This is a genomic window from Burkholderia sp. BCC0044, assembly GCF_902832955.1.
Lineage (GTDB): Bacteria > Pseudomonadota > Gammaproteobacteria > Burkholderiales > Burkholderiaceae > Burkholderia.
The window spans coordinates 220,614-236,874 of record NZ_CADFDO010000001.1; the positions used below are offsets into that span (position 1 = coordinate 220,614).

The window sequence follows — 16,261 nt, forward strand, 5'->3', positions numbered from 1 at the left end:
CGCGCACCGTTTCGTGTGCGCCGCAGCATGTCATCGGGCCCGTATTGCGTGCCCCGCCGCGGCGTCAAACTGAGATAATCGGACATCCGATTTTTCCAGAACGACTCTGCCGCCAGCATGGCCCGAACCCAAGCCGAACCGCCAGCCAGCCAGCCCGACGCGCGCGCCGCGTGGCTGCGCGACCAACTCGAGCGGGCGAACTACGCCTATTACGTGCTCGATCAGCCGGATCTGCCCGACGCCGAATACGACCGGCTGTTCCGTGAGCTGCAGCAGCTCGAAACCGACCATCCCGAACTCGTGACGCCCGATTCGCCGACGCAGCGCGTCGGCGGCGAAGCGGCCGGCGGCTTCACGCCGGTCGTCCACGATGCGCCGATGCTGTCGCTGAACAACGGCTTCGCCGACGAGGACATCGTCGCGTTCGACAAGCGCGTGGCCGACGCGCTCGCCAAGACGACCGATCTCGCCGGCTCGGTGACCGACCCCGTCGAATACGCATGCGAACTGAAGTTCGACGGCCTCGCGATTTCGCTGCGCTACGAGGAGGGTGTGTTCGTGCAGGCCGCGACGCGCGGCGACGGGACGACGGGCGAGGACGTGACCGAGAACGTGCGCACGATCCGTTCGATTCCGCTGAAGCTGAAGGGCAAGCACGTGCCCGCCGTGCTCGACGTGCGCGGCGAGGTGCTGATGTTCAAGCGCGATTTCGCACGCCTGAACGAACGCCAGCGCGCGGCCGAGCAGCGCGAATTCGCGAACCCGCGCAACGCGGCGGCCGGCAGCCTGCGCCAGCTCGACTCGAAGATCACCGCGCAGCGGCCGCTGTCGTTCTTCGCGTACGGAATCGGCGTGCTCGACGGGATGCCGATGCCCGACACGCACAGCGCGCTGCTCGACTGGTACGAGGCGTTCGGCCTGCCCGTGAACCGCGAGCGCGCGGTCGTGCACGGCGCCGAGGGCCTGCTCGACTTCTTCCGCAAGGTCGGCGAGAAGCGCGAGTCGCTGCCGTACGACATCGACGGCGTCGTCTACAAGGTCAACCGGCGCGACGAGCAGGAGCGCCTCGGCTTCGTGTCGCGTGCGCCGCGCTTCGCGCTTGCGCACAAGTTCCCCGCGCAGGAGGCGCTGACGAAGCTCGTCGCGATCGACGTGCAGGTCGGTCGCACCGGCGCGATCACGCCGGTCGCGCGTCTCGAGCCCGTATTCGTCGGCGGCGCGACCGTGACCAACGCGACGCTGCACAACGAGGACGAAGTGCGCCGCAAGGACATCCGGATCGGCGACACCGTGATCGTGCGCCGCGCGGGCGACGTGATTCCGGAGGTGGTCGGCGCGCTGCTCGACCGGCGCCCGGCCGATGCGGCCGAATTCGTGATGCCGACCGAATGCCCGGTGTGCGGCTCGAAGATCGAGCGCCTGCCGGACGAGGCGATCGCGCGCTGCACGGGCGGGCTGTTCTGCCCGGCGCAGCGCAAGCAGGCGCTGTGGCATTTCGCGCAGCGCCGCGCGCTCGACATCGACGGCCTCGGCGAGAAGATCATCGACCAGCTCGTCGAGCTGAATCTGGTACGTACGCCCGCCGACCTGTTCAATCTCGGCTTCGCGACGCTGGCCGAGCTCGACCGGTTCGCCGAGAAGTCCGCGCAGAACCTGCTCGATTCGCTCGAGAAGGCGAAGCATACGACGCTCGCGCGCTTCATCTACGGGCTCGGCATCCGCCATGTCGGCGAATCGACCGCGAAGGATCTCGCGAAGCATTTCGGCTCGCTGACGCCGATCATGGACGCGTCGATCGAGGAACTGCTCGAAGTCAACGACGTCGGGCCGATCGTCGCCGAGTCGCTCCACCAGTTCTTCGCGGAAGAGCACAACCGGACCGTGATCGAGCAGTTGCGCGCACCGGGCAAGGTCACGTGGCCGGAAGGGCCGCCCGCGCCGAAGGCGCCGCAGGGCGTGCTGGCCGGCAAGACGGTCGTGCTGACGGGCACGCTGCCGAATCTCACGCGCGATGCGGCGAAGGAGATGCTCGAAGCGGCCGGCGCCAAGGTGGCCGGTTCGGTATCGAAGAAGACGGATTACGTGGTCGCGGGCGCCGAAGCCGGCAGCAAGCTCGCGAAGGCCGAGGAACTCGGCATCCCCGTGCTGGACGAAGACGGTCTGCACCAACTCCTGGAGGGCAATACGCCATGATTCGCGAGATCCTGAAGATGGGCGATCCGCGCCTGCTCGAAATCGCCAACCCGGTCGAGCGGTTCGATACACCCGAGCTGCACGAGATCGTCGCGGACATGTTCGAGACGATGCACCACGCGAACGGCGCGGGGCTGGCCGCGCCGCAGATCGGCATCGGGCTGCAGATCATCATCTTCGGCTTCGGCAACAACAACCGCTACCCGGATGCGCCGCCGGTGCCCGAGACCGTGCTGATCAACCCGAAGGTCGAGTACCTGCCGCCGGACATGGAAGAGGGCTGGGAGGGCTGCCTGTCGGTGCCGGGCATGCGCGGCGTCGTCAGCCGCTACGCGAAGGTGCGCTACAGCGGCTTCGACCAGTTCGGCCAGAAGATCGATCGCGTCGCCGACGGGTTCCACGCGCGCGTGGTCCAGCACGAATACGATCACCTGATCGGCAAGCTGTATCCGATGCGGATCACCGACTTCACGCGCTTCGGCTTCACCGAGGTGCTGTTCCCGGGGCTCGATCCGGCCGACGACGACTGATCGGCCGCTCTCGCGCGGAAAAGAAAAAGCCCGCTTGAAGCGGGCTTTTTCATTGCATGGCGCACGTGGCGTGCTTGCGGTCAGAACGTCTCGTCGGCGGACAGGTAGCGCCATTGGCCCTGCGGCAGCGCGCCGAGCATCACGCGGCCCATCCGCACGCGCTTCAGGCCGATCACGTCGAGACCGACCAGTTCGCACATGCGGCGGATCTGGCGCTTCTTGCCTTCGCGCAGCACGAAGCGCAACTGCTCGCCGTTCTGCCAGCTCACCAGTGCGGGCTTCAGCGCGACGCCGTCGAGCTCGAGGCCGTGGCGCAGCTTCGCGAGCGATTCCGCCGGGAAGTGCTGGTCGATGTCGATCAGCCGTTCGCCGAAGCGCACGCGCACCAGATATTCCTTGTCGATGTCCGACTGTTCGCCGATCAGTTGCTTCGCGATCACGCCGTTCTGCGTCAGCACGAGCAGGCCGGTGGAATCGATGTCGAGACGGCCGGCCGGTGCGAGCGCATGCAGGTGCTGCGGCGAGAAGCGCACCGGCGAGTGATCGCCGCTCCAGCGGTTCGCGCGCGTGATCAGCACGGCGGCGGGCTCGTAGCCGTCTTCCGCCTGACCCGACACGTAGCCGACCGGCTTGTGCAGCAGGATCGTCACTTGCGCGGCCTGCGCGGCGCTCGCACGCTCGTCGATCTCGATCTTCTGGTCGGCGCGCACCTTGGTGCCGAGCGTGTCGATGCGTTCGCCGTCGACGAGCACCCAGCCCTTTTCGATCCATTCGTCGGCTTCGCGGCGCGAGCACATGCCGAGCTCGGACATCCGCTTCGACAGGCGCATCAGGCCCGTTTCGTCGCCGTAGTCGACGTCGGCCGCCGCGCGCTTGACGGGTTGCGCGGTCTTCACCGCGCCGAACGAACGGCGCTCGCCGTCGCGCGCGGGGCGGGCCGGGCGGTCGCCGAAGCTGCGCTTCGCGCCTTCGCCGGCGGGCTTGTCGCGGTAGGACGGGCGCTTGCTGTCGTCACCGCCTGCTGCGCGGCGCGGACGTGCATCGTCATCACTGCGGCGCGGCGGGCGATCCGACGACGGGCGGCGGTCGCCATAGCTGCGCTTCGCGCCTTCGCCGGCTGCGTTGTCGCGATAGGACGGGCGTTTGCCGGCGTCACCACCTGCTGCGCGGCGCGGACGTGCATCGTCGTCGCTACGGCGCGGCGGCCGATCGGATGACGGGCGGCGGTCGTCATAGCTGCGCTTCGCACCTTCGCCGGCGGGCTTGTCGCGGTAAGACGGGCGCTTATCGTCACCACCTGCTGCGCGGCGCGGACGTGCATCGTCGTCGCTACGGCGCGGCGGGCGATCGGATGACGGACGGCGGTCGCCGAAGCTGCGCTTCGCGCCTTCGCCGGCTGCGTTGTCGCGGTAGGACGGGCGTTTGCCTTCGTCGCCACCAGCACGGCGCGGACGTGCATCATCATCGCTACGGCGGGGCGGGCGATCGGACGACGTGCGGCGATCGCCATAGCTGCGCTTCGCGTCTTCGCCGGCTGCGTTGTCGCGATAGGACGGGCGCTTGCCCTCGTCGCCACCTGCCGCACGACGCGGCCGCGCATCGTCATCGCTACGACGCGGCGGCCGATCCGACGACGTACGGCGATCGCCGAAACTGCGCTTTGCACCTTCGCCGGCAGCGTTGTCGCGATAGGACGGGCGTTTGCCTTCGTCACCACCAGCTGCACGACGCGGCCGCGCATCGTCATCGCTACGACGCGGCGGCCGATCCGACGACGTACGGCGATCGCCGAAACTGCGCTTCGCCCCTTCGCCGGCCGCATTGTCGCGATACGGCGCGCGCGCGCCGCGCTCGGCGCCGCCATCACGCGGCGCGCGCTTGGCCGGTGCGCGATCCGCGCCCGGGCGTTCGGCGCCGGCGGCACCGCGCGGCTTGAACGCGCGCTCGCCGCTAGCGGCGGCCGCGGGCGCCTTCTTCGGGCGGGCGGGCTTGTCCCCGGCGGGCGGCGCGGCGGGGCGCACCGCCTTGCGGGCGACGAGGCTGCCGGAGCGGACAGGGGCGCGGGTCGGCGACGCCGGCTTCGGATTCTTGACGGTTAATTTGGTGCGCATAAACGCTGGGATTCATTCAGACTGCGATCGCACGCAGCAATTCGGTTTCGAGCTGGATCTGCAGGCGGTTGTCGGACAGGCCGGCGCCCGCGAGCAGGAAGATGTCTTCGACGCGCTCGCCGAGCGTATTGATCCGCGCCGCATGGACGCCGATCCGATGTTCGGCGAGTACGCGCGCGATCGAATAGAGAAGGCCCGGCCGGTCGTTGGCCGACACGGACAGGATGTAGTACTGGCCGCGCTCGTCGGCCCGCAGGTCGACGCGCGGCGTGATCGGAAACGTCCGGGACAGCCTCGACAGGCGGCCCTTCGACGGCTCCGGCAGCGGGGCGGTTTCGGCGAGCCGCGTCGCGAGCTGCTGCTCGACGAGATTCGCGATGTCGCGGTAGCGCACGTCGCGTTCGGTCTGCGTGACGATGAAGTTGTCGAGCGCATAGCCGTGCCGCGTCGTGCTGACGCGCGCATCGAGCACCGACAGCCCGTTGCGGTCGAAGTACGCGCAGATGCCCGCGAACAGGTCGGGGCGGTCCTTCACGTACACGAGCACCTGCAGCGCGTCGCCGATCGGCGACGGCCGCGCGCGGACGATCGCGGTTTCGGCGTTCACGTGCCGGTACAGCACACGCGTCTGCCACGCGATGTCGGCCGCGTCGTGACGCAGGAAGAAGCCGACGTCGAGCTGATCCCACAACGCGCGGTGCGCATCGTCGGGCACGGTTTCCAGGCGCAGCAGCGCGAGCGCCTGCTCCTGCCGCGACTTCAGCTCCGAATGCGCGTCGGGGTTCGCGCCGCCGAGCACCGCGAGCGTGATGCGGTACAGATCCTCGAGCAGCTTGCCCTTCCACGTGTTCCACACCTTCGGGCTCGTGCCGCGGATATCGGCGACGGTCAGCAGGTAGAGCGCGGTCAGATACCGTTCGTTGCCGACGACTTCGGCGAAGCGCTTGATGACTTCGGGGTCGCTCGTGTCCTGCTTCTGCGCGACCTGGCTCATCGTCAGGTGATGCTGGACGAGCCACACGATCAGCGCGGCGTCGTCGCCGGCGATCCCGTGTTCGCGGCAGAAGCGCCGCGCGTCGGCCATCCCGAGCGTCGAGTGATCGCCGCCGCGGCCCTTCGCGATGTCGTGGAACAGCGCCGCGACATACAGCACCCACGGGCGCTCGAAGTTGCCGATCAGCTGGCTGCAGAACGGGTATTCGTGCGCATGCTCGGCCACCGCGAAGCGGCGGATGTTGCGCAACACCATCAGGATGTGCTGGTCGACCGTGTACACGTGGTACAGGTCGTGCTGCATCTGCCCGACGATGCGGCGGAAGTTCAACAGGTAGCGGCCGAGCACGCTCGTCTGGTTCATCAGCCGGAACGCGTGCGTGATGCCTTCGGGCTGCTGCAGGATCCGCATGAACGTGTCGCGGTTCTGCGGATCGCGGCGCCACGCGTTGTTCATGATTTCGCGCGAGTTGTACAGCGCGCGCAGCGTGCGGGCGGACAGGCCCTTCACGCCGCGGGTCGTCTCGTACAGCAGGAACGCTTCGAGGATCGCGTCGGGATGGCGTTCGAACACGCCGTCGTCGACGATCTCGAGCATCCCCTGTTTCTCGACGAAGCGATCGGCCGACAGCACGCGCGTGATGCCGCTCGTCGCGGGGAACAACTGCGCCTCGATGTTCTGGATCAGGATCGTCGCGAGCTGCGTGACCGCTTTCGCGGCCCAGTAGTAGCGGCGCATCAGCTGCTCGCTCGCGCGCTTGGCCTGCGTCGGCTGGTAGCCGAAGCTCTCGGCGGCCTGCGTCTGCAGGTCGAACACGAGCATGTCCTGGCGGCGCCCGGCAATGACGTGCAGCCGCGCGCGCAGCGTTTTCAGGAAGCCTTCGTTGCGGCGCAGCTCGCGCGCTTCGCGGTCGGTGATGAGGCCGCGCGTGTCGAGTTCGCGCCAGCTGCTGCCGAAGCCTGCCGCGCGCGCGATCCACAGGATCGTCTGCAGGTCGCGCAGCCCGCCGGGGCTTTCCTTCACGTTCGGTTCGAGGCTGTACGGCGTGTCCTGGCACTTCGCGTGGCGCTGGCGCATCTCGAGCACCTTCGCGGTGAAGAACGCGCGGGCGTCGAGCGCCTCGTGGTAGCGCACGGTGAAGCGCTCGAACAGCGCGGTGCTGCCGACGATGCGGCGCGCTTCCAGCAGCGAGGTTTGCACCGTGACGTCCTGCGACGCCTCCTCGATGCACTGCGCGACGGTCCGCACGCTGCTGCCGATCTCGAGGCCGAGATCCCACGCCATGCCGATGAAGCGCTCGATGCGCGCGTCGAGCGCCGCGTCGTGCGCATCGGGCAGCAGCACGAGGATGTCGACGTCGGAATAGGGCGCGAGCTCGCCGCGCCCGTAGCCGCCGACGGCGACGAGCGCGAGCGTCGCAGGCAGCCCGCATTCGTCCCACACGCGCTTCAGCGCATCGTCGGTGAGTTTCGACAGCGCGTGCATCAGCGACGCGACGTTCGCCGCGTGACGAAAGCGCTCGAGCATCTCCGTCTTGGCGGCCTTGAATTCGGCGCGCCGCGACAGCGCTTCGGGCGAGGGGGCAGCGTGAGCGCTCATGGGCGACCGTTCAGGTGCGGGGTGGGGCGGGCTGGCGCGACGGCGCTCAGACGGCGGCGGCCGGTTGCGCGAACACCGGGCGCGCCGGCGTGCCGGCCGACACGGTCAGCACTTCGTAGCCGGTTTCGGTGACGAGCACCGTGTGTTCCCACTGCGCGGACAGGCTGCGGTCGCGCGTCTTGACCGTCCACTGGTCGGGCATCGTGCGGATGTCGCGCTTGCCGGCGTTGATCATCGGCTCGATCGTGAAGATCATCCCGGCCTTCAGTTCGATGCCGGTGCCCGGGCGGCCGTAGTGGACGACCTGCGGATCCTCGTGGAACACCGTGCCGATGCCGTGGCCGCAGTATTCGCGCACGACGCTGTAGCCCTGCGCCTCCGCGTGCTTCTGGATCGCATAGCCGATGTCGCCGAGGTGCGCGCCGGGCTTGACCTGGTCGATGCCGAGCCACATGCATTCGTAGGTGGTCTGCACGAGGCGCTTCGCGAGGATCGACCCCTCGCCGACGATGAACATCCGGCTGGTGTCGCCGAAATAGCCGTTCTTGATCACGGTGATGTCGATGTTCAGCGCGTCGCCGTTCTTGATCACCTTTTCGCCGGGAATGCCGTGGCAGATCACGTCGTTGACCGAAATGCAGGTGGCCTTCGGGTACGGCGGATAGCCGGGCGGCTGGTAGTTCAGCGGCGCGGGGATCGTGCCTTGCTCGTTGAGCATGTACTCGTGGCAGAGGCGGTCGAGTTCTGCGGTCGTGACGCCCGCGACGACGTGCGGCGTGATGAAGTCGAGCACTTCGCTGGCGAGACGGCAGGCGACGCGCATCTCCGCGATATCGTGTTCGTTTTTGAGCGTAATAGCCATCGAGGTATGCCTGGAATGCGGTGAATTGACGGATTATCGCACCTTATGGCGGGCCTCGCAGCCCCTGCGGGCCGCGCGGATGCGGGTTTTCGAGGATTGTCCGGCCCGCTGCCGCGCGGCAAGCGGAAGTGCCGCGCGACTTGAGAGCGGACAAATCTGCGTGCTATACTCTTTGGCTAAGTCGACATCCAAATTTGCCGAAGTGCCCCATTTTGGGGTGGCATCGCGGTGACAGGCTTACGGCACGGGTGTTTTGCACGTGCCGAATCGCAAGCCGGCGCAACCAGGGTGCCGTCCGTGCGGAATCCACGCCTTCATGGCGGGTTCGCGCGGCGGTACGGCAGCCGGCTTAAGACCCAACCCTCGTGGAGAATTTACATGGCAGTTACGATGCGCCAAATGCTGGAAGCGGGTGTCCACTTCGGTCACCAGACGCGCTTCTGGAACCCGAAGATGGCTCCGTTCATTTTCGGTCACCGCAACAAGATTCACATCATCAACCTCGAAAAGACGCTGCCGATGTTCACGGACGCACAGAAGTACGTGCGCCAGCTGGCAGCGAACCGCGGCACGATCCTGTTCGTCGGCACGAAGCGCCAGTCGCGTGACACGATCGCCCAGGAAGCGCAACGTGCGGGCATGCCGTACGTCAACGCACGCTGGCTCGGCGGCATGATGACCAACTTCAAGACGCTGAAGGTATCGATCAAGCGCCTGAAGGACATGGAAGCGGCCGTCGAATCGGGCGAAACCGAGAAGATGAGCAAGAAGGAAGCGCTGCTGTTCGAACGCGAAATCGCCAAGCTGCAAAAGTCGATCGGCGGCGTGAAGGACATGGGCGGCATTCCGGACGCGATCTTCGTGATCGATGTCGGCTACCACAAGATTGCCGTCACGGAAGCGAACAAGCTGGGCGTGCCGGTCATCGCCGTGGTCGATACGAACCACTCGCCGGAAGGTGTGGATTACGTGATCCCGGGTAACGACGACTCGAGCAAGGCCGTCGCGCTGTACGCCGAAGGCGTGGCCGACGCGATCCTCGAAGGCCGTGCGAACGCGGTCAACGAAGTGGTCCAGGCCGCACGCGGCGACGACGAGTACGTCGAGGAAAACGCGTAACTGGCCCCGAGCCGGCGCAAAAAGGGGGCTCTCAACAGGCCCCCTTTTTTTAAGCTTGTGCGCCGGACCTGATCGCGCCGAATCGGCGCGGGTCCGGAAACGAATCTCGGCCGTTCGCGTCCAAGCGGGCGGCGTTGTGAATACAGACTCAAGGAGCGAATGATGGCGGCAATTACCGCAAGCATGGTGGCAGAACTGCGCGCAAAGACCGACGCACCGATGATGGAATGCAAGAAGGCGCTGACGGAAGCCGACGGCGATCTGGCCAAGGCTGAAGAGCTGCTGCGCGTCAAGCTCGGCAACAAGGCGAGCAAGGCCGCATCGCGCGTGACGGCAGAAGGCGTCGTCGCCTCGTTCGTCGGCGGCAACGCAGGCGCGCTGGTTGAGCTGAACTGCGAAACCGACTTCGTCGCGAAGAACGACGACTTCCTCGCGTTCTCGAAGACGGTGGCAGAACTCGTCGCGACGCAGAACCCGGCCGACGTGGCCGCGCTGTCGGCGCTGCCGCTCGAAGGCTCGACCGTCGACGCAGTGCGTCTGGCGCTGATCGGCAAGATCGGCGAAAACGTGTCGATCCGCCGTTTCGTCCGTTTCGAAACCGCGAACAAGATCGCGACGTACCTGCACGGCGCGCGTATCGGCGTGATCGTCGAGTACACGGGCGCGGAAGAGCAGGTCGGCAAGGACGTCGCGATGCACATCGCCGCGATGAAGCCGGTCGCACTGTCGGCAGCCGACGTGCCGGCGGAACTGATCGACACGGAACGCCGCGTCGCAGAGCAGAAGGCTGCCGAATCGGGCAAGCCGGCTGAAATCGTCGCGAAGATGGTCGACGGCAGCGTCCAGAAGTACCTGAAGGAAGTGTCGCTGCTGAACCAGACGTTCGTGAAGAACGACAAGCAGACGATCGAGCAGATGCTGAAGGCAGCGAATGCGACGGTGCAGAAGTTCGCGCTGTTCGTCGTCGGCGAGGGCATCGAGAAGCGCCAGGACGACTTCGCCGCCGAAGTGGCCGCGCAAGTCGCAGCAGCCAAGCAGCAGTAAGCAGTCAGGCAGTATCCGCGGCGGGCGTCCGCTCCGCCGCGGCCGGCGGCGCCGCCGGCCGGCCGGGAACCCCGGTCCGGTCGCCGGCGCTTGCCCGAATCAGTATTTCGCCCCTACAGTTCGTGGTTGTCACCCTCTCGTCGCTCGGAAGCCCCTATGTCCAATGCCTATAAACGCGTCCTCCTCAAACTCTCCGGCGAAGCGCTGATGGGCGACGATGCCTTCGGCATCAATCGCGCGACGATCGAACGGATGGTGGCCGATATCGCCGAAGTCGTGCGTCTCGGGACGCAGCTCGCGGTCGTGATCGGTGGCGGTAATATTTTCCGCGGCGTCGCGGGCGGCGCGGCCGGCATGGACCGCGCGACGGCCGACTACATGGGGATGCTCGCGACGATGATGAACGCGCTGGCGCTGCAGGACGCGATGCGCCACGCCGGCATCGAGGCGCGCGTGCAGTCCGCGCTGCGCATGGACCAGGTCGTCGAGCCGTACATCCGGCCCCGCGCGATCCGTCAGCTCGAGGAAGGCCGCGTCGTGATCTTCGCGGCCGGCACCGGCAACCCGTTCTTCACGACGGACACCGCCGCCGCGCTGCGCGGTTCGGAAGTGGGCGCCGAAGTCGTGTTGAAGGCGACCAAGGTCGATGGCGTATATTCTGCCGATCCGAAGAAGGATCCGTCGGCCACGCGCTACACGACGATCAGCTTCGACGAGGCGATCAGCCGCAACCTGCAGGTGATGGACGCGACGGCGTTTGCGCTGTGCCGCGACCAGAAGCTGCCGATTCGCGTGTTTTCGATCAACAAGCCGGGCGCGCTCAAGCGCATCGTGCTGGGCGAGGACGAAGGTACGCTCGTCCACGTGTAAACTCCCGCGGATGCGGGCGACCGGCCGCGGCGCGCGACATGCGCCGCGCGGGGCCCGCGTTCTTTGAAGGTTTGAAGGTTCGGAGGTTGAAATGAGTGTCGCTGATGTCAAGAAGGGCGTCGAGCAAAAGATGCAGCGCTCGATCGAAGCGTTCAAGAACGATCTGGCCAAGATCCGTACGGGCCGTGCACACACCGGTCTGCTCGATCACGTGCAGGTCGACTACTACGGCTCGATGGTGCCGATCTCGCAGGTCGCGAACCTGACGCTCGTCGACGCGCGCACGATCGGCGTGCAGCCGTGGGAAAAGAACATGGTCGCGAAGGTCGAGAAGGCCATCCGCGAAGCCGATCTGGGCCTGAACCCGGCGACGGCCGGCGACCTGATCCGCGTGCCGATGCCCGCGCTGACGGAAGAGCGCCGCCGCGAGCTGACCAAGGTCGTGAAGAGCGAAGGCGAAACGGCCAAGGTCGCGATCCGCAACCTGCGCCGCGACGCGAACGAAGCGCTGAAGAAGCTCGTGAAGGACAAGGAAATCTCGGAAGACGACGAGCGCCGCGCGAGCGACGACGTGCAGAAGCTGACCGACAAGCACGTTGCCGAAATCGACAAGCTCGTGCAGAGCAAGGAAGCCGAGATCATGACGGTCTGACGACCGTCCTCGCGCGCCGCCTTCTTCCCGCATTACTGTCTCAACGGCCATGACCTATACCAGCTCTACCGTTCGCGTGCCTGACGTCGGTGTCGTGCCGCGTCACATCGCGATCATCATGGACGGCAACGGCCGTTGGGCGACCGAACGCCGCTTGCCGCGCGTCGCGGGGCACACCCGCGGCGTCGACGCCGTGCGGGCGGTGGTCGAAGGCTGCGCGCGCGCCGGCGTCGAATACCTGACGCTGTTCGCGTTCAGTTCGGAAAACTGGCGCCGGCCGAACGACGAAGTGTCGTTCCTGATGCGGCTGTTCATCACCGCGCTCGAGCGCGAGGTGGGCAAGCTGCATGCGAACGGGATCCGCCTGCGTGTCGTCGGCGATCTCGACCGTTTCGAGCCGCGCATCCGCGAGCTGATTCGCCGCGCCGAAACCAAGACGGCGCGCAATACCCGTCTGACGCTCACCATCGCGGCCAACTACGGCGGCCGGTGGGACATCCTGCAGGCGACGAAGAAGCTCGTCGAGCAGGCCGTGCGCGAAGGTCGCGAGGTCGAAGTGACCGAGGACGCATTCGCGCCGCACCTGGCGATGGCCTACGCGCCGGAGCCCGATCTCTTCATCCGCACCGGCGGCGAGCAGCGCGTCAGCAACTTCCTGCTGTGGCAGCTCGCGTACGCCGAATTCTATTTCACCGACAAGTACTGGCCGGATTTCGACGGCGCGGCACTGGCCGACGCGATGGCGTCGTATACCGAGCGCGAGCGCCGTTTCGGGCGCACGAGTGCGCAGCTCGAACCGCAATCGCAGAACGCCGACTCCCTTTCATGCTGAAAACCCGTGTGATCACGGCGATCGTGATGCTGGCCGTGCTGCTGCCGGTGATGCTGTTCGCGCCGCTCAACGGGTTCGGCGCGCTGATCGGCATCGTGCTCGTGTTCGCCGCGTGGGAGTGGGCGCGCCTGCTGAAGCTCGGCGGCGCCAGCCCGGTCGTCTATGCGGTCGTCGCGGCGCTCGCGCTCGCGGCCACCGCGCCGCTCGGCGTCGATACGGCTTCGTCCCGTCCCCTTTTCATGGCGGCCGGCGTGTTCTGGCTGCTGGTCGGTCCGTTCGCGCTGCGGCGCAAGCCCGTCCTCGCGGGCGGCGTCTGGCGGCCGTTCCTGCTGGCCGCCGGCCTCGTCGTGTTCGCCGCCTGCTGGCACGCGCTCGTTGCGGCCCGCGCGCAGGGCGTACCGTTCGTGCTGTCGCTGCTTCTGGTCGTCTGGCTGGCCGATATCGGCGCATACTTCGCGGGCAAGGCCTTCGGAAAGCGTAAACTGGCCATCACGATCAGCCCCGGCAAGAGCTGGGAAGGCGCGATCGGCGGCTGGTTCGCGGTGATGGTCGTTTCCGGTATCGCGATGGCCGTGCATGCATTCGAACCGACCCTGTTTTCTGCATTCGCCGCGCGCTACGGGATGGCCGGCGCGTGGGCCGCGCTGACGCTGCTGGTCGCGTACAGCGTGATCGGCGACCTGTTCGAGTCGCTGCTGAAGCGGCAGGCGGGCGTGAAGGATTCGAGCGGACTGCTGCCGGGCCACGGCGGCGTGCTCGATCGTGTCGACGCGTTGCTGCCGGTGCTGCCGCTCGCGATGCTGCTGCTTGGTTAAATCATTGATTCTGTTATGCAAAAACGTCTGACATTGCTCGGTTCCACGGGCTCGATCGGAGACAGCACGCTCGATGTGGTCGCGCGCCATCCCGAGCGCTTCTCGGTCTACGCGCTGACCGCGCACCGCAACGGCGACAAGCTCGTCGAGCAGTGTCTGCGCTTCGCGCCCGAAGTGGCGGTGGTCGGCGATGCCGCGACGGCCTCGCAGGTCGACGCGAAACTGCGCGCGGCGGGCAGCAAGACGGTCGTGCTGCACGGGCCGCAGGCGCTCGTCGACGTGTCGAAGAGCGACGGCTGCGACACGGTGGTCGCGGCGATCGTCGGCGCGGCCGGCCTCGCGCCGAGCCTGGCGGCCGCCCGTGCCGGCAAGCGGATCCTGCTCGCGAACAAGGAAGCGCTCGTGATGTCGGGCGCGATCTTCATGGACGCCGTGCGCGACCATGGCGCGATCCTGCTGCCGGTCGACAGCGAACACAACGCGATCTTCCAGTGCATGCCGCGCGACGCGGCCGAGCACGGCGGGATCTCGAAGATCATCCTGACCGCGTCGGGCGGCCCGTTCCGCACGCGCGAGCCGGCCACGCTCGTCGACGTGACGCCGGACGAGGCGTGCAAGCACCCGAACTGGGTGATGGGCCGCAAGATCTCGGTCGATTCCGCGACGATGATGAACAAGGGCCTCGAGGTGATCGAGGCGCACTGGATCTTCGGGCTGCCGGGCGACCGGATCGACGTGCTGATCCATCCGCAGAGCGTGATCCATTCGCTCGTGTCGTACCGCGACGGCTCGGTGCTCGCGCAGCTCGGCAACCCCGACATGCGCACGCCGATCGCGCACGCGCTCGCATTCCCCGAGCGCGTCGACGCGGGCGTCGACCAGCTCGATCTCGCGCAGATCGCCCAGCTGTCGTTCGAGAAGCCCGATTACACGCGCTTCCCGTGCCTCGCGCTCGCGCTGAAGGCGCTCGAGGAAGGCGGTATCGCGAGCGCCGCATTGAACGCGGCGAACGAAGTGGCGGTCGAAGCCTTTCTCGAGCGCCGGATCGGCTTCATGGCGATCGCGGCGACGGTCGACGCGGTGCTCAACACGCTGCCGAACCGCGCGCCCGACGGGCTCGACGACGTCCTCGCGGCGGATGCCGAGGCTCGCCGCCTCGCCGCCGCGATCATTGCGAAAGCGCCTGCGCCACGCGTGGAGCGTACGGTCTGAATGGGGTGCTCATGAACGTACTGGTCGAACTGGTCGCGTTTGCGGTGGCGATCGGGGTACTGGTCGTCGTGCATGAGTACGGACATTATCGCGTCGCGCGCTGGTGCGGCGTGAAGGTGCTGCGTTTCTCGATCGGCTTCGGCCAGCCGATTGCGCGCTGGGTCAGCCGCAGGACGGGCACCGAATGGACGCTGGCCATGCTGCCGCTCGGCGGCTACGTGAAGATGCTCGACGAGCGCGATCCGGGCCCCGGCATTCCGCCCGAGGAGCTCGGCCAGGCGTTCAACCGCCAGTCGGTCTACAAGCGCATCGCGATCGTCGCGGCCGGGCCGATTGCGAACTTCCTGCTGGCAATCGCACTGTTTTCCCTCGTATTTGCGACCGGCGTGACCGAGCCGGCCGCGATCGTCGCACCGCCTGCGGCCGGCACGGCGGCGGCCCGCGCGGGCTTCGACGGCAGCGAGACGGTCGTGTCGATCCGCAACGCGCAGGGCGGCGAGTCCGAGCCGGTGCGATCGTGGTCGGACCTGCGCTGGAAGCTGCTGTCGGCCGCGTTCGACCATCGCGAGGTCGTGCTCGGCGCGCGCGACGGCAGTGCGACCTTCGACTTCCGCGTCGATCTCCGCAACGTGCCCGACAGCCAGCTCGACGACGATTTCATGGCCCATCTGGGCTTCGAGGCTGGCGGCGGCACGTTGTCGGTCGCGTCGGTGCAGCCGGGCAGTGCGGCGGAGCGGGCCGGCCTGAAGGTCGGCGACAAGCTGGTCGCGCTCGACGGCAAGCCGATCGGCGGCGGGTCGCGCTTCATCGATACGGTGAAGCACCATGCGGGCACGCCGCTCGAGCTGCGGATCGAGCGCGGCAGCGCCGTGCAGACGGTATCGATCGTGCCGCAGCTGCAGCGCGACGACGAATCGGGGCAGCAGGTCGGCCGGATCGGCGCGGCGCTGTCGATGCACGCGCCGTCGGTGGACGTGCGCTACGGGCCGATCGACAGCCTGCGGCTCGGCGCGCACCGCACGTGGGACATTTCCGTGTATTCGCTGAAGATGTTCGGGCGGATGATCACGGGCAACGCGTCGCTGAAGAACCTGTCCGGCCCGGTGACGATCGCCGACTACGCAGGCAAGAGCGCGCGGCTCGGTCCGTCGGCGTTCCTGTCGTTCCTCGCCCTTGTCAGCATTAGCCTTGGCGTCCTGAACTTGTTGCCGATTCCCGTTTTGGACGGGGGGCATCTGTTATATTATGCGGTTGAAGCCGCGACCGGGAAAGCCGTCTCGGAGCGTTGGCAGCTGATTCTGCAAAGAGCCGGGTTGATCTGCATCGTCGCGTTGTCGGCGATCGCGCTGTTCAACGATTTGGCTCGGTTAATCCATTTCTGAAGCGTCAGGCGGCGGCCGCTGGCCAGCCGCCTGATTTGATGCAGCT

At 67.2% G+C, this 16,261-nt stretch carries 13 protein-coding genes; 10 read left to right on the forward strand and 3 right to left on the reverse strand.

The annotated features are described in order from the left end of the window. The first annotated feature begins 117 nt into the window (after positions 1–117). Positions 118–2,193 (forward strand): NAD-dependent DNA ligase LigA, encoded by a 2,076-nt coding sequence (gene ligA / locus HWX14_RS00955; RefSeq protein WP_175881192.1) that lies wholly within the window; start codon positions 118–120, stop codon positions 2,191–2,193. Next, complete coding sequence (def, locus tag HWX14_RS00960; protein WP_175881193.1) at positions 2,190–2,723, forward strand: peptide deformylase; 534 nt, start codon at positions 2,190–2,192, stop codon at positions 2,721–2,723. Before ligA ends, def begins: the two co-directional genes overlap by 4 nt. Before the next feature lie 80 nt (positions 2,724–2,803). Here def and HWX14_RS00965 read toward each other — a convergent pair whose 3' ends face one another. The 3 genes from HWX14_RS00965 to map are packed head-to-tail and all read right to left on the reverse strand — an operon-like array spanning position 2,804 to position 8,289. Further along, the gene (locus HWX14_RS00965) at positions 2,804–4,834 is read right to left on the reverse strand and encodes a pseudouridine synthase (protein WP_175881194.1); all 2,031 of its coding nucleotides are present in this window, start codon (positions 4,832–4,834) and stop codon (positions 2,804–2,806) included. Positions 4,835–4,850: 16 nt separating this feature from the next. Further along, complete coding sequence (locus HWX14_RS00970; RefSeq protein ID WP_175881195.1) at positions 4,851–7,427, reverse strand: [protein-PII] uridylyltransferase; 2,577 nt, start codon at positions 7,425–7,427, stop codon at positions 4,851–4,853. 46 nt (positions 7,428–7,473) lie between these two features. Further along, positions 7,474–8,289, reverse strand: a complete 816-nt coding sequence (gene map / locus HWX14_RS00975; protein ID WP_126362171.1) for a type I methionyl aminopeptidase — start codon at positions 8,287–8,289, stop codon at positions 7,474–7,476. Between the two features lie 378 nt (positions 8,290–8,667). Here map and rpsB point away from each other — a divergent pair, with 378 nt between their 5' ends. From rpsB to rseP, 8 genes are all read left to right on the forward strand, one after another. After that, entirely contained in the window at positions 8,668–9,408 is a 741-nt protein-coding gene (rpsB, locus tag HWX14_RS00980) for a 30S ribosomal protein S2 (RefSeq protein WP_006758564.1), read from the forward strand. A gap of 162 nt (positions 9,409–9,570) precedes the next feature. Beyond that, positions 9,571–10,452, forward strand: coding sequence for a translation elongation factor Ts (tsf, locus tag HWX14_RS00985; RefSeq protein WP_175881196.1), 882 nt, complete (start codon positions 9,571–9,573; stop codon positions 10,450–10,452). Between the two features lie 156 nt (positions 10,453–10,608). After that, positions 10,609–11,322: a UMP kinase gene (gene pyrH, locus HWX14_RS00990; RefSeq protein ID WP_006402648.1), complete on the forward strand. Its 714-nt coding sequence runs from the start codon at positions 10,609–10,611 to the stop codon at positions 11,320–11,322. Positions 11,323–11,413: 91 nt separating this feature from the next. Continuing rightward, positions 11,414–11,974: a ribosome recycling factor gene (gene frr, locus HWX14_RS00995; RefSeq protein ID WP_059464256.1), complete on the forward strand. Its 561-nt coding sequence runs from the start codon at positions 11,414–11,416 to the stop codon at positions 11,972–11,974. 49 nt (positions 11,975–12,023) lie between these two features. Continuing rightward, positions 12,024–12,806 (forward strand): polyprenyl diphosphate synthase, encoded by a 783-nt coding sequence (gene uppS / locus HWX14_RS01000; RefSeq protein ID WP_006478494.1) that lies wholly within the window; start codon positions 12,024–12,026, stop codon positions 12,804–12,806. Further along, the gene (locus HWX14_RS01005) at positions 12,800–13,621 is read left to right on the forward strand and encodes a phosphatidate cytidylyltransferase (protein ID WP_175881197.1); all 822 of its coding nucleotides are present in this window, start codon (positions 12,800–12,802) and stop codon (positions 13,619–13,621) included. The genes uppS and HWX14_RS01005 overlap by 7 nt, the downstream gene beginning before the upstream one ends. 15 nt (positions 13,622–13,636) lie before the next feature. Beyond that, positions 13,637–14,833, forward strand: coding sequence for a 1-deoxy-D-xylulose-5-phosphate reductoisomerase (locus HWX14_RS01010; RefSeq protein ID WP_175881198.1), 1,197 nt, complete (start codon positions 13,637–13,639; stop codon positions 14,831–14,833). A gap of 11 nt (positions 14,834–14,844) precedes the next feature. After that, positions 14,845–16,215 carry an RIP metalloprotease RseP gene (gene rseP, locus HWX14_RS01015; RefSeq protein ID WP_175881199.1) on the forward strand — a complete coding sequence of 457 codons (1,371 nt, stop codon included), beginning with the start codon at positions 14,845–14,847 and terminating at the stop codon, positions 16,213–16,215. The last annotated feature ends 46 nt before the right edge of the window (positions 16,216–16,261 follow it).

Coding starts and splice junctions, on each gene's coding strand:
- ligA (WP_175881192.1), top strand. CDS start 118: ATGGCCCGAACCCAAGCCGAACCGCCAGCCAGCCAGCCCGACGCGCGC.
- def (WP_175881193.1), top strand. CDS start 2,190: ATGATTCGCGAGATCCTGAAGATGGGCGATCCGCGCCTGCTCGAAATC.
- HWX14_RS00965 (WP_175881194.1), bottom strand. CDS start 4,834: ATGCGCACCAAATTAACCGTCAAGAATCCGAAGCCGGCGTCGCCGACC.
- HWX14_RS00970 (WP_175881195.1), bottom strand. CDS start 7,427: ATGAGCGCTCACGCTGCCCCCTCGCCCGAAGCGCTGTCGCGGCGCGCC.
- map (WP_126362171.1), bottom strand. CDS start 8,289: ATGGCTATTACGCTCAAAAACGAACACGATATCGCGGAGATGCGCGTC.
- rpsB (WP_006758564.1), top strand. CDS start 8,668: ATGGCAGTTACGATGCGCCAAATGCTGGAAGCGGGTGTCCACTTCGGT.
- tsf (WP_175881196.1), top strand. CDS start 9,571: ATGGCGGCAATTACCGCAAGCATGGTGGCAGAACTGCGCGCAAAGACC.
- pyrH (WP_006402648.1), top strand. CDS start 10,609: ATGTCCAATGCCTATAAACGCGTCCTCCTCAAACTCTCCGGCGAAGCG.
- frr (WP_059464256.1), top strand. CDS start 11,414: ATGAGTGTCGCTGATGTCAAGAAGGGCGTCGAGCAAAAGATGCAGCGC.
- uppS (WP_006478494.1), top strand. CDS start 12,024: ATGACCTATACCAGCTCTACCGTTCGCGTGCCTGACGTCGGTGTCGTG.
- HWX14_RS01005 (WP_175881197.1), top strand. CDS start 12,800: ATGCTGAAAACCCGTGTGATCACGGCGATCGTGATGCTGGCCGTGCTG.
- HWX14_RS01010 (WP_175881198.1), top strand. CDS start 13,637: ATGCAAAAACGTCTGACATTGCTCGGTTCCACGGGCTCGATCGGAGAC.
- rseP (WP_175881199.1), top strand. CDS start 14,845: ATGAACGTACTGGTCGAACTGGTCGCGTTTGCGGTGGCGATCGGGGTA.